The 13,111-nt window shown below is 72.6% G+C and carries 9 protein-coding genes and 1 riboswitch; of the genes, 4 read left to right on the top strand and 5 right to left on the bottom strand.

Annotation, left to right across the window (positions count from 1 at the left end):
* Positions 1-36 precede the first annotated feature (36 nt).
* A complete protein-coding gene (gene cobN / locus Q5425_RS26310; RefSeq protein ID WP_308674981.1) occupies positions 37-3,603 on the bottom strand; it encodes a cobaltochelatase subunit CobN in 3,567 nt (1,188 codons plus the stop codon).
* A 49-nt stretch (positions 3,604-3,652) separates the two neighbouring features.
* A riboswitch (cobalamin riboswitch) is annotated at positions 3,653-3,764 on the bottom strand.
* 91 nt (positions 3,765-3,855) lie between these two features.
* Here cobN and Q5425_RS26305 point away from each other — a divergent pair.
* The gene (locus Q5425_RS26305; protein ID WP_308674980.1) at positions 3,856-4,584 is read left to right on the top strand and encodes a hypothetical protein; all 729 of its coding nucleotides are present in this window, start codon (positions 3,856-3,858) and stop codon (positions 4,582-4,584) included.
* On the opposite strand, the gene Q5425_RS26300 is transcribed toward Q5425_RS26305, so the two are convergent.
* Genes Q5425_RS26300 through Q5425_RS26290 form a run of 3 tightly spaced genes read right to left on the bottom strand, consistent with a single transcriptional unit; the run spans position 4,581 to position 6,547 of the window.
* Positions 4,581-4,814 (bottom strand): helix-turn-helix transcriptional regulator, encoded by a 234-nt coding sequence (locus tag Q5425_RS26300; protein ID WP_043784651.1) that lies wholly within the window; start codon positions 4,812-4,814, stop codon positions 4,581-4,583. The two genes, Q5425_RS26305 and Q5425_RS26300, sit on opposite strands and share 4 nt — an antisense overlap.
* 3 nt (positions 4,815-4,817) lie before the next feature.
* A complete protein-coding gene (locus Q5425_RS26295; protein WP_308674979.1) occupies positions 4,818-5,669 on the bottom strand; it encodes an ABC transporter permease in 852 nt (283 codons plus the stop codon).
* Entirely contained in the window at positions 5,666-6,547 is an 882-nt protein-coding gene (locus Q5425_RS26290) for an ABC transporter ATP-binding protein (RefSeq protein ID WP_308675082.1), read from the bottom strand. The genes Q5425_RS26295 and Q5425_RS26290 overlap by 4 nt, the downstream gene beginning before the upstream one ends.
* Before the next feature lie 194 nt (positions 6,548-6,741).
* On the opposite strand from Q5425_RS26290, the gene Q5425_RS26285 reads away from it, so the two are divergent.
* From Q5425_RS26285 to Q5425_RS26275, 3 genes are read left to right on the top strand one after another with little or no spacing between them, the layout of a single operon-like run.
* The gene (locus Q5425_RS26285; RefSeq protein WP_308674978.1) at positions 6,742-7,815 is read left to right on the top strand and encodes a precorrin-3B synthase; all 1,074 of its coding nucleotides are present in this window, start codon (positions 6,742-6,744) and stop codon (positions 7,813-7,815) included.
* Complete coding sequence (locus Q5425_RS26280; RefSeq protein ID WP_308674977.1) at positions 7,812-8,435, top strand: precorrin-8X methylmutase; 624 nt, start codon at positions 7,812-7,814, stop codon at positions 8,433-8,435. Before Q5425_RS26285 ends, Q5425_RS26280 begins: the two co-directional genes overlap by 4 nt.
* Positions 8,432-9,919, top strand: coding sequence for a precorrin-2 C(20)-methyltransferase (locus Q5425_RS26275; protein WP_308674976.1), 1,488 nt, complete (start codon positions 8,432-8,434; stop codon positions 9,917-9,919). The genes Q5425_RS26280 and Q5425_RS26275 overlap by 4 nt, the downstream gene beginning before the upstream one ends.
* A gap of 90 nt (positions 9,920-10,009) precedes the next feature.
* Here Q5425_RS26275 and Q5425_RS26270 read toward each other — a convergent pair whose 3' ends face one another.
* Positions 10,010-13,102 (bottom strand): arabinosyltransferase domain-containing protein, encoded by a 3,093-nt coding sequence (locus Q5425_RS26270; RefSeq protein ID WP_308674975.1) that lies wholly within the window; start codon positions 13,100-13,102, stop codon positions 10,010-10,012.
* Between the last annotated feature and the right edge of the window lie 9 nt (positions 13,103-13,111).

Here is a 13,111-nt window from a genome sequence, read left to right as displayed (position 1 = left end):
ACCCAACTCCGGCCCGCGTTTCCCGGGCGTTTCCGGTCACTCCGCCTCGAGATCACCCTCCAGCGACAGGTACACCTCGCGCATCTTCGCCAGCAGGTCCGGGTCCGGTTCCGCCCACAGGCCGCGGTCCGCCGCCTCGTTCAGGCGCTCCACGATCCCGCGCAACGCCCACGGGTTGGCCTGGCGCAGGAACTCCTGGTTCACCTCGTCCAGCACGTACGACTCGGTCAGCTTCTCGTACATCCAGTCGCCGACCACGCCGGCCGTGGCGTCGAAGCCGAACAGGTAGTCCACCGTCGCCGCCAGCTCGAACGCGCCCTTGTAGCCGTGGCGGCGCATTGCCGCCAGCCAGCGCGGGTTGACCACCCGGGCGCGGAACACCCGGGCCGTCTCCTCGCCGAGCGTGCGCGTGCGGACCGCGTCCGGCGAGGTGCTGTCGCCCACGTACGACGCCGGAGCCGTGCCCGTCAGCGCGCGGACCGTCGCGATCATCCCGCCGTGGTACTGGAAGTAGTCGTCCGAGTCGGCGATGTCGTGCTCGCGCGTGTCGGTGTTCTTCGCCGCCACCACGATGCGCTTGTACGAATTCTCCATGTCCTCGCGCGCCGGGCGGCCGTCCAGGTCGCGGCCGTACGCGAAGCCGCCCCACACCGCGTACACCTCCGCGAGGTCCTTGTCGTCGCGCCAGTTGCCGCTGTCCATCAGCGGCAGCAGGCCCGCGCCGTACGCGCCCGGCTTCGAGCCGAAGATCCGCGTCGTCGCCCGGCGGTCGTCGCCGTGCGCGGCCAAGTCGGCGGAAACGTGCGCCCGGACGAAGTTCTCCGAATCAGGTTCGTCCAGCGAGGCCACCAGCCGGACCGCGTCGTCCATCATGGCGATCACGTGCGGGAACGCGTCCCGGAAGAACCCGCTGATCCGGACCGTCACGTCGATCCGGGGACGGCCCAGCTCCGCCAAGGGGATCGCTTCGATGCCGGTGACGCGCCGGGAAGCTTCGTCCCACACCGGCTGGACGCCCAGCAGCGCCAGTACTTCCGCCGCGTCGTCGCCGGACGTCCGCATCGCCGACGTGCCCCACACCGAGAGCCCGACCGAGCGCGGCCAGTCACCGGTGTCTTCGCGGTAGCGGCGCAGCAGTGAATCCGCCAGCGCCTGCCCGGTTTCCCAGGCGAGCCGGCTCGGGATCGCCTTCGGGTCGACGGTGTAGAAGTTCCGCCCGGTCGGCAGCACGTTGATCAGCCCGCGCAGCGGCGACCCGCTCGGCCCGGCCGGGATGTAGCCGCCGTCCAGGGCGTGCAGCACGGCGTCGAGTTCGCCGGACGTCCCCGCCAGCCGCGGGACGATTTCCTCCGCCGCGAACGAAAGCACCCGCGCCACCTGGGCGTCCGGCGCGACCGACGCGACCGCCGTCGGGTCCCACGAGCGCATCTCCATTGTCCGGACGAGTTCGTGCGCGGTCTTCTCGACCGCGTCCACTTCGGACATCGGCGCGTTTTCCTTGAGGCCCAGCGCCGACCGCAGGCCCGGCACCGCGCCCTGCTTGCCGCCCCACATCTGGGACGCGCGCAGCATCGCCAGCACCAGGTTGACGCGGGCTTCGCCGACCGGCGCCGCGCCCAGGACGTGCAGCCCGTCGCGGATCTGCGCGTCCTTGACCTCGCACAGCCAGCCGTCGATGTGCAGCAGGAAGTCGTCGAACTCCGCGTCGTGCGGCCGTTCGTCGATGCCGAGGTCGTGGTCCAGCTTCGCGGCCTGGATCAGCGTCCAGATCTGCTGGCGCACGGCCGGCAGCTTCGCCGGGTCCATCGCCGCGATGTTCGCGTGTTCGTCGAGCAGCTGCTCCAGCCGCGCCATGTCGCCGTAGGACTCCGCGCGCGCCATCGGCGGGATCAGGTGGTCGACGATCGTCGCGTGCGCCCGCCGCTTCGCCTGCGCGCCCTCGCCCGGGTCGTTGATCAGGAACGGGTACACCAGCGGCAGGTTCCCGAGGACGGCGTCCGGGGCGCACGACGCCGAGAGCCCCGCGGTCTTGCCGGGCAGCCACTCGAGCGACCCGTGCTTGCCCAGGTGGACGACGGCGTGCGCGCCGAACTCCTCTTCCAGCCACCGGTACGCGGCCAGGTAGTGGTGGCTCGGCGGCAGGTCCGGGTTGTGGTAGATCGCGACGGGGTTTTCGCCGAACCCGCGGGGTGGCTGGATCATGATGATCACGTTGCCGCTCTGCAGTGACGCCAGCACGATGTCGCCGTTGTCGACGTACAGCTCGCCCGGCGCCGGGCCCCAGTGTTCTTCCACCGCCGACCGCAGCTCGGCCGGGAGCGCGTCGAACCACTGCCGGTAGCGCGCGGCGGGGACCCGGATCGGGTTGCCGGCGAGCTGCTCCTCGGTGAGCCACTCCGGGTCCTGGCCGCCGGCGGCGATCAGCGCGTGGATCAGCGCGTCCCCGTCGGGCTGGTCGGTGCCCGTCGGGTCGACGCCCGGGAACGCGTCGGGCCCCAGGTCGTAGCCGAGGTCCCGCATCCGCCGCAGCAGTTCGATCACCGAGGCGGGCGTGTCCAGCCCGACCGCGTTGCCGACGCGAGAGTGCTTCGTCGGGTACGCGGACAGCATCAGCGCGATCCGGCGTTCCGGCGCCGGGGTGTGGCGCAGCCGGGCGTGCGCCAGCGCGATGCGGGCGACGCGGGACGCGCGCTCGGCGTCCGGCACGTACCGCGGCAGCCCGTCGGCGTCCAGCTCCTTGAACGAGAACGGCACCGTGATCAGCCGTCCGTCGAACTCCGGCACGGCCATCTGGTTGCCGGCGTCGAGCGGCGAGAGGCCGTCGTCGCTGGCCGCCCAGGTCTCGCGGTCGCTGGTCAGGCACAGCGCCTGCAGGATCGGGACGTCGAGCGCGGCCATCTCGGCGACGTCCCAGGCCTCGTCGTCGCCGCCGGCGCCCACCTCGGACGGCCGCGTGCCGCCCGCCGCGAGCACCGTGACCAGCAGGGCGTCCACGGAAGCCAGCTCGGCCATCATCGCCGGCTCGCGCGTCCGCAGCGACGCGCAGTGGATCGCCAGCGCGCGCCCGCCCGCGGCCTCGATCTCGTCGGCGAGGGTGTGCACGAACGCCGTGTTCCCGGACAGGTGGTGCGCGCGGTAGTACAGGATCCCGATCACCGGGCCGTCCGGCGCCGGAGCGGGCCGCTCGAGAATCCCCCACGCGGGTTGCTCCGCGGGCGGCTCGAAGCCGTCGCCGGTGAGCAGGAGCGTGTCGGAGAGGAACCGGTGCAGCTGGGTGAGGTTCGCCGGGCCGCCCTGCGCGAGGTAGGCGTGGGCCTCGGCGGCGATGCCGGCCGGGACGGTCGACAGCTTCATCAGCTCGGCGTCCGGCGTCTGCTCCCCGCCCAGGACGACGACGTGCGCGCCCGACGCCCGCAGCGTGTCGAGGCCGTCCTGCCAGCTCCGCGGGGTGCCGAGGATCCGCGCGACGACGATCCGGACGCCGTCGAGCAGCCCGGGCAGCTCGGCGACGTCGAGCCGGGCGGGGTTGCCGAGCCGGTACTCACCGCCGGACGAGCGGGCGCTGAGCAGGTCGGTGTCCGAAGTGGACAGAAGCAGGATCACGAGGTTCCTCCTCGGGGTCCGCGCCCCGGGTAGACGGGCGCGCCGGCGGGAGTTCCTGGCTCCCGGAGACCGGCCGACGCACTCCCTCCCGCGGAGGCGGCATCGGACCCCGGTCTCCGGTGACAGTGGCGGGACCGCCCCGGACTTTCACCGGGTTCCTCCACCTGCCGACGCGTGGGTATCGCACCCACTCTCCGGTGCCGGTCGGAGCGCGTCAAGGTGACGTTGGCCGGGGCTGGGTAACCTGGCGGCTTGGAATCCCTGCTCCGGAGCTTCACGGCCGCGCAGTCCGAGCGGCAGCCCTACCGCGGCCCGTCCCCCGTCGAGCTGACGGCCGCCGGAGCCGGGTTCGCCGCGTTCCTCGACGGCGCCCCGCACGCCCTGGACGAGCTGGGCTTTTCCGTCCACGATGACGCGCTCGCCGTCCACGAGGCCGGCTCCGAGCGGGCCTGGGGCCTCTACGCGATCGACCGGTCCGCGCCGCCGTCGCTGGTCGTCGAGGTGCCGCACCCCTCGTCCGACCTGCGGACCGACCTGATCGGCCTGGCGCTCTTCCGGCAGGTCCCCGGCGCGGTGCTGGCCGTCGCGGGCGCGCACCGCCGCCGGGAGGACCCCGCGCACGACACGCGGACCGTTTTCCACGTCGTCACCACGCTGCTCGCCCGCCGCGGCCTGCCCCAGGTCCAGCTGCACGGCTTCAACGACCGCACCCTGCCCGCGGCCGACGTCGTCGTCTCGGCGGGCGCCGCCCCGGCCGGCGACGCGGCCCGCCGGGCAGCGGACCGCCTGGAAGCCGCCGGGTTCCGCGTCCGCCGGGCCTGGGCCGAGCCCTGCCGCGGCCTGGCCGGGACGACGAACGTCCAGGGCCGGGCCGCCGACGGGACACCGTTCCTGCACGTCGAGCTGAACCGGACGACCCGCGAGACCCGCCGCGGCGCCGTCGTCCGCGCGCTGGCCGACGCCGACCTGCGCAAACCCTAGGCGGACCGCTCCCCGAGGCGGGGGAACGGCTTCGTCGAGAACAGCACCTCGACGGAGACCTCGAAGAACTCCGCGATCCGCAGGGCCAGGTACAGCGAAGGGCTGTACTCGCCGCGCTCGAGGTAGCCGATCGTCTGGTAGTGCACCCCGAGGGCCTCCGCCAGCTGCCGCCGCGAGATCGACCGCTCCGCGCGCAGCATCGCGATCCGGTTGTAGACGACCTCGCTCATTGGCTACCCCACACGCTGCATGGCCTTCTCCCGCCGTTCGGCCACCGACGATCCCGCCTCGCGCCGCGCCATGCGGCGGAGCAGGACCGGGGCCAGCGCCAATCCGATCACGGACCACGCGACGAGCACCGCCAGGGTCGGCAGCGGCCGCCACGACTGCCCGATCTCGACGACGACCGCGCTGTCCGGCAGCAGCGCCGAGCGCATCCCGAGCCCCAGCCAGTACATCGGGAACACCTGCGCGACACCCTGCACCCACTCCGGCAGGGCCGTGATCGGGTAGAAGATCCCGGAGATCGCGCCCAGGCCCATGACCGGCAGGGAGATCAGCCCGATGGACCGTGCGCTGTTGGCCAGCGACCCCAGCGCCGCGCCGATCGGCATCGTTGCGCACAGCCCGAGCACCAGCACCCAGGCGAGGTGCAGGTACGACCAGCCGCCGTCGGGTGCCAGCGCGGAGAACGCGAACAGGCACGGGATCAGAACCGCGGCCACGGAGGTGACCTGGGCCAGCGTCAGCGCCGTCGTCTTCCCGACCAGGTACCCGAGCATGCCGTTCGGGGTCGCCTTCGCCCGCAGCAGCGTGCCGTCCTCGCGGTCGACGGCCAGGTAGCCCGCCGCGCCGGTCAGCCCGTTGAACACGATGCCGGCGCCGAGGATGCCGGGCACGGTCGCCGCGCCGAGCGAGAACGACGTGCCGGGCAGGGTCGCGTTGCGCATGAAGAACAGCGTGCCGAGGAAGAGCAGCACGAAGAAGAGCTGGCCGACCACGTCGTCGGCGTTCGTCCAGGTCTGCTTGTACTCGATCCAGCCGCGGGCCAGCCCGGAGCGCAGCGCGGCGGTCCTGCTGTTCATCGTGCCCCCGCTTCCTGGAGCCCGAGCTCCGTCTCGCCGCCGGCCTCGGCGCGGTGGACCAGCGTCATGTAGGTGTCCTCCAGCGACGCCCGCCGGACCTCGAGGTCCTCGACGGCCTCGCCGTGCTGCTTGAACAGGTCGTGGACGTATTTCGTCGCTTCGGTCGTCAGGTGCACGAAGCGCTGGCCGTCGACGCTCCAGCGGACCTCGGCCTCGCCGGAGATCTGCCTGCTCAGCGCGTCGGCCGAGCCGTCGGCGATGATCCGGCCGCCGTTGAGGATCAGGATCCGGTCGGCCAGCTTCTCGGCCTCGTCGAGGTCGTGCGTGGTCAGCAGGATCGTCGTGTCCAGCTCGTCGGACAGCCGGTGCACCAGGTCGTGGAACTCCCGCCGCGCCTCCGGGTCGAAGCCCGCGGTCGGCTCGTCGAGGAACAGCAGCTCGGGACGCCCGACGATGCCGATGGCGACGTCGAGCCGCCGCCGCTGGCCGCCGGAGAGCTGCTTGAGCTTCTTGTGCGCGTGCTCGCTGAGCCCGACCGTCGCGATCAGCTCGTCGGCGTCCCACGGCCGCGGGCGCGACGCCGTCGAGTACGGCGCGTAGTACCGGCCGAGGTGCGCGAGGAGCTCGCGGACGCGCCACTTCCCGTGGTCGCGCCAGGACTGGAGCACGACTCCCAGCCGCGCGCGCCAGTCTTCCCCGCCGTGGGCCGGGTCGACGCCCAGCACGCTCGCCTCGCCGGCCGACCGCATGCGGAAGCCCTCGAGGATTTCGATCGTCGTCGTCTTGCCCGCGCCGTTCGGCCCCAGCAGGCAGACGACCTCGCCCCGGTGCGCCTCGAAATCGACGCCGTGGAGCACGTCGTTCGCGCCGTACCGCATCCGCAGCCCGCGCACGCGGACGACGGGATCCGCTGGATTTCTCACCCGGTCACCCCCATCTGACTGATGCGATCGAATGTAGCACACCTACTACATTCGATGAGACTTCTGCTGCCCCGAGAGGTGGCGTGAGCTGGAACACCGCCCGCGTTCGGCTCGCCCGGGGCCGCAGATCCGCCAGCTACAGTGACCCCATGCCGACCCCAGCACGTGTGCGAGCCGACGCATGCCCTGGTGTTTTCGCACCCCACGACGCCGCCGACGGACCGTTGGCCCGCGTGCGGCTGCCCGGCGGCACGATTTCCGCAGCGCAGCTGCGCGCGCTCGCCGACTGCGCCGAAGCGTGCGGCGACGGCGACCTCCACCTCACTTCGCGCGGCAACGTCCAGCTGCGCGGCGTCAGCCGGCCCGGCCTGGCGGCCCGGCTGACCGACGCCGGCCTGCTGCCGTCGCCGTCGCACGAGCGGGTCCGCAACGTTCTCGCGTCGCCGCTGAGCGGGCTGCGCGGCGGCCTCGCCGACGTCCGCGGCCTGGCGGCTTCGCTCGATCTGGCGCTGTGTGCGACGCCGGAACTGGCGTCGCTGCCCGGGCGGTTCCTCTTCGCCTTCGACGACGGCCGCGGGGACGTCGCCGGCGAGGGCCCCGACGTCTGCTGGCGGGCGCTGGACGCCGGCACCGGGACGCTGCTGCTCGCGGGCGGCGACACCGGACGCCGGGTGGCGCGCGCCGACGCCGTCGCGGCGCTGGTCGAGGTCGCGCTGGAGTTCGGCCGCGTCCGCGGGGCCGCCTGGCGCGTCGCCGAACTCGACGACCCGGCCTGGCGCGGGACGCCGGTGCCGCGGGGCGCGTTCGCGGTCCCGGCGGGGCTGATCGAGCGGGACGGCGGCTTCGCGGCCGGGGTCGTCCCGCGCTTCGGGCAGCTGTCCGCGACGCAGGCGCGTGCCTTGGCGGAGTTCGGCCCGGCCCTGGTCACGCCGTGGAAGTCCGTGGTGCTGCCGGACGTGCCCGCCGACGTCTTCGACCGGCTGGGTTTCGGTGCGACGGCCCTGGGGACCAGCGCGTGCATCGGCCGTCCGGGCTGCGCGAAGTCGCGCGCCGACGTCCGGGCCGACGCGGTGTTCCGGCCCGGCCTGCGCGCGCACTTCTCGGGCTGCGAACGGCGGTGCGGGAAGCCGTCGCAGTCCCATGTGGACGTGGTCGCCGAAGCGGGGGGCTACCGCATCGACGGCCGGTGGGTGCCGCTCGACGAGATGGAAGGGAATCTGTGATCGACTACCTGCGGGACGGTGCCGAGATCTACCGGCACTCGTTCGCCACGATCCGCGAGGAGGCGGACCTGGCGATCCTGCCCGGCGACGTGGCCGGGCCGGCGGTCCGGATGATCCACGCCTGCGGCATGGTCGATCTGGTCGACGACCTGCGCTACACGCTCGACGTCGTCGAGTCCGGCCGCGCGGCGCTGGAAGCCGGCGCCCCGATCCTGTGCGACGCGCAGATGATCGCCAGCGGGGTCACCCGCCGTCGCCTGCCCGCGGACAACGAAGTTCTCTGCACGTTGTCGGATCCTTCGGTGCCCGGTCTGGCCGAGCGGATGGGCACCACGCGCTCGGCGGCGGCCCTGGAACTCTGGCGCGACAAGCTGCCTGGTTCGGTCGTGGCGATCGGGAACGCACCGACCGCGTTGTTCCGCCTGCTGGAGATCCTCGACGAAGGCGTCGGCGCGCCCGCGGCGATCATCGGCGTCCCGGTCGGGTTCGTCGGCGCGGTGGAGTCCAAAGTGGAGCTGGTGAAGCGGGCCCCGGCACCGTACCTGGTGGTGCACGGCCGTCGCGGCGGCAGCGCGATGGCCGTCGCGGCGATCAACGCACTCGCGAGCGCGGAAGAATGACCGGCACGCTGTACGGCGTCGGGCTCGGCCCGGGCGACCCGGAACTGATGACGGTCAAGGCGGCCCGGCTGATTTCGGAAGCGTCGGTGATCGCGTACCACTGCGCGCGGCACGGCCGGAGCATCGCGCGGTCGGTCGCCGAGCCGTACCTGCGCGAGGGGCAGATCGAGGAGAAGCTCGTCTACCCGGTCACCACGGAGACGACCGACCACCCGGGCGGGTACGAGGGCGCGATCGCCGACTTCTACGAGCTGAGCGCGAAGCGGCTGGCCGAGCACCTCGACGCGGGCCGCGACGTCGTCCTGCTCTGCGAGGGCGACCCGTTCTTCTACGGCTCGTACATGTACATGCACGAGCGCCTTTCGGGCCGGTTCCCGGCCGTGGTCGTGCCGGGGGTGACCTCGGTGAGCGCGGCGGCAGCGGTCTTCGGCCGCCCGCTGGTCCAGCGCGACGAGGTGCTGACGGTGCTCCCGGGCACGCTCCCGGCCCCGGAACTGGCGCGGCGCCTCGCGGACACCGACGCGGCGGCGGTGCTGAAGCTGGGGCGGACGTTTTCGTCGGTGCGGGAGGCGTTCGCGGAGGCGGGCAAGCTGGACGAAGCTGTCTACGTCGAGCGGGCGACGTGGGGACAGCAGCGGGTCGAGCCGCTGGCTTCGGTCGATCCCTCCACTGTCCCGTATTTCTCGCTGGCTTTGCTGCCTTCGCCGGCTTATGCGTCTCGGGTTTCGCCGGCTTCTCCTCCTGCTGCCGCGCCTTCGGCCGGTGAGGTCGTCGTCGTGGGTCTCGGTCCGGCCGGTCCCGAGTGGCTGACGCCCGAAGCCGCTTCGGAGCTTGACGCGGCGGAGCACATCGTCGGGTACGGGCCGTATGTCGCGCGGGTGCCCCAGAAGGCGGGCCAGCAGCGGCACGCGTCCGGCAACCGCGTCGAGGCGGACCGGGCGCGCGAGGCGTTGTCCTTGGCTGCATCCGGCTCCCGGGTCGCGGTGGTGTCCTCGGGCGACCCGGGGGTGTTCGCGATGGCGTCGGCGGTGCTGGAGCAGGTCGCCGCCGGTCACGGCGCAGGTGTCCGGGTCCGGATCGTGCCCGGGGTGACCGCCGCCCAGGCGGCGGCTTCGCGGGTGGGAGCGCCGCTGGGGCACGATTACTGCGTGCTGTCGCTGTCCGATCGGCTGAAGCCGTGGGAGATCATCGAGAAGCGCCTGGAGGCGGCGGGAGCGGCGGATCTGGTGCTGGCGCTGTACAACCCGGCTTCCCGCTCCCGGACGACTCAGCTGGCAGACGCCCGCGCGGTCTTGCTCCGCCACCGTTCTGTGGACACCCCGGTGGTGGTGGCCCGGGACGTCGGCGGGCCGGAGGAGGACATCCGGGTCACGACGCTGGGGGAGCTGAACCCGTCTACTGTGGACATGCGGTGCCTGCTGATCATCGGCTCGTCGAAGACCCGGGTCGACAACGGCCTCGTCTGGACGCCCCGGAGTTACTAGCGCCCCAATGTGGCGTTCGGTGCGTCAGACGCACCGAACGCCACATTGGGTGCGTCAGACGCAACCAACGCCACATTGGGGCGCTTGGGGCTAGCGGGTGGGGTCCTTGCCGTTCGGCTGCCGCGGTCCCGGTCCCGGGGACCACCAGCCCGGCACCGTCTTCTCCCCGTGGATCACCGTCGGGGCGATGCCTTCGGTGAACGGCTCGATCTGCAGCAGCTGGCCCCACGACTGGCTCGGCTGGCCGATCAGGTAACTCGGCACCTCCGGCTCCTCGGCCAGCTCCTCCAGCCAGCCGATCGGCCCGCCGTTGGTCGAGGACGCCCACTGGGCCTCGTCGGCCAGGCCGCCCGCGGTGATGCGGTAGTCCGGGACCTGGGAGATCCCGTCGTGGGACGTCACCGGCTGGACGCACGGGTACACGAACGACGCCGGCCAGTCGAGGTACACCGGCTTTGAGCCGATGCGGTCGGTCAACGTCGTGAACGTCGGGACGCGGGGGGCCGATGCCGCGATCCAGCCGTCCTCGGTGAGGTCGTTGTCGACGATGTTGATGCGGACCGCGTTCGTCTCCGGCGGGAGGTCGCGCAGGTTGATGCGGGTGTCGTTCCAGCCGTTGGTGCCCGCGCCCGGGGGGAGCATGAACTGGCTGCGGAGGACCTTCACGCCGTCGGGGCTGTTGACGCCGTAGTCGAGGCTGACCGATGTCGGCCTCCGGGCCGCGCCCGCCGTGGCGACCACGATCTGGCCGTCCGCGGGCTTCTCCGTCAGCGCGTACCAGTCGCTGCGCAACCGGCCGGCGCGCGTCTCGGGGTCGAGGAAGCTCGACCACATCGGCACCCTATCCGGGGTGAACCCGTGCGGCGGCTCGGCCAGCGGGTCCTTGTCGTCGACCGGGCGGGTGTGGAAGCCGGTCTGGACGCGGCCGTTGTCCTGGTCGGGGTTCGGCAGCGGCGACTCGGGTGCCTTGGGCTTCTCCGCGACGGTCCGCTGCTCGGACTGCGGGTGCAGGATGCTCGTCGCCGCGTCGCGCTCCACCATCACGTGGTCGGAGAGGTTGCAGCTCTTGCCGAACAGGTGCCCGATGTTCGCTGCGCCCAGGCTGTAGCTGCCCGACTGGTTGTGGATCGCCCACGCCATCGTGACGAACTCGCCCGCCGCCACCAGGCCGCACACCACCACCAGCGACAGCGACCCGAGCCGCAGCGCGCGCAGCCGGCCTTCCTGCGGCTGGTCCGGCAGGCCCGGCCGGTGCGCGCGGACGTTCTCGACGAACGCGTACACCCCGGCGATCCCGGCCGCGACCAGCAGGATGGTGGACAGGCCGATGCCGCCGATCGACGGCGCCACGTTCGTCCACTGGACGCCGAGGCGCGAGACGAACCAGTAGGTGTTCGGGCCGGTCGCGGCCAGAGCCGCGACGACCAGCAGCCCGGCGAGGAACGCGGCGCGGTTGCGTTTGGACCGCAGCACCGTCGAGCTGGTCGCCAGCGCGGTCAGCGCCGCCATCGACGCCCCGACCGCGGCGAACGCGCCGAAGTGGTGCGTCCACTTCGTCGGCGTCAGGGCCAGCAGCAGGAAGAACACCGCCGTCGTGCCGATCAGACGGCGCGCCGGGCCGAGCGACGCGCCGGGGATGCGGCCGCGGCGCAGCAGCATCACCAGGCAGGTGCCGGTGCACAGCAGCACCAGCAGCACCGGGAACCGGCGCGGCGCCGAGCCGTCCGGCAGGCTCTCGAACAGCAGCTGGTAGCGCGCGAGCTCCTGGAACCACGACAGGTTCGGGCCCACCTGCGTCCGGATCCGGGTCGCTTCCTGGACGGTCGCGAACGTCTGGTCGGCGAACACCACGACCAGCACCAGCAGCCCGGCCGCGGCGATCGGGGCGAGCACCGGGATCCAGCCGTTCTCGTTCGCGCGCTGGCGGATCAGCTTGAACAGCGGGCGCGCGGCGACCAGGAACGGCGCCACCGCGATCAGCCCGGTCGGCGTCGCGGCCAGGGTGAACCCGGCCGCGGTCAGGCCGAGGCACAGGGGCAGCAGCCGCCGCGTCACCAGCGCGCGCTCCACCGCGCAGATCGCCAGCAGCGAGCCGAGCGCGGCCACCGGTTCCGGGCGGACTCCGTTGTTGTAGGGCATCCACCAGATCAGGAACACCGTCGCGGCGGCCCAGCTGGCCGGGCGGCTGGTGCGGATCTGGGTGCCGAGGCGCGGCATCACCTCGCGGCTGATCAGCAGCCAGCTGAGCACGCCGAGCAGGAACGACGGCAGCCGGATCCACGGCGGCACCGTGCTGACGTGCGTCATCAGCTCGAAGAGGTGGTAGAACCAGCCGAACGGCGCCTCGGCGACGCCGAACCAGCGGTGGTAGTTCGTCAGGTAGCCGGTCGACTCGGTGACCCGGGCCATCGTGAGGATGTAACCGTCGTCCGAGGTCACCGGGCCGATGAAGACCCACGCGCCGAGCGCGGCGATCACCGTGGTGTCCCGCAGGGTCAGCCGCCACCAGCCGACCGGTGCCCAGCGCGGGGCGCGGCGGGCGAACCCGGAGTCGCGGCGCCAGACCGCGATCATGCAGCCGATCAGCGACAGCACGGCGAGCACGCCGACGATGATCTTCAGCGCGGTCGGCGACGTCTGGTACCGCGTGTCCGGCACGACCGAGACGTGCAGGCCGGCGATCGGGTCCTTGCTCGAGTTGATCGAGGAGTAGATGCCGACGACGCGAGGCCGGACGTCGCCCTCGGCGTGGAACACCGGCGTCCCGGTGACGGCGAGGGTCATCTGCGTCGCGTCGACGTCCAGCTCGACGTCGCACTTTTCGGCGGGCAGCGGCTGCTGGGCGATCTGCTGGCCCTGGCTGGAGGCGAGCAGCACGCCGTTGTCGACGCGCAGCTGCAGGCCGACGCCGTTGCCGGACTTCGGGTCGGTGCGGCCGTCCGGCACGGTGGCGAACAGCAGGCCGGGACCGTTCGTGCGGGCGTCCACCGAGCGGATGGCCGCGCACGGCAGCTCCACGCGCAGGTCCTGGGCCCAGTACCCGGTCAAGGGCGCGTTGACGGAGCGGGTGTCGCTGCCGGTGGGCCAGACGACCTCCGCTGTGTCCTGCACCACCGGCAGGAACGGGAAAGCCAGCGCGCACAAGGCCGAGAGCAGCCCCAGCGCTACGGCAATCAGACGCATCGGCGCAAC

The sequence above is a fragment of the Amycolatopsis sp. A133 genome, assembly GCF_031082405.1.
Classification (GTDB): Bacteria; Actinomycetota; Actinomycetes; order Mycobacteriales; family Pseudonocardiaceae; genus Amycolatopsis.
The sequence above is the reverse complement of the archived record's forward strand: the minus strand, read 5'-3'. Positions and strand labels throughout refer to the sequence as shown.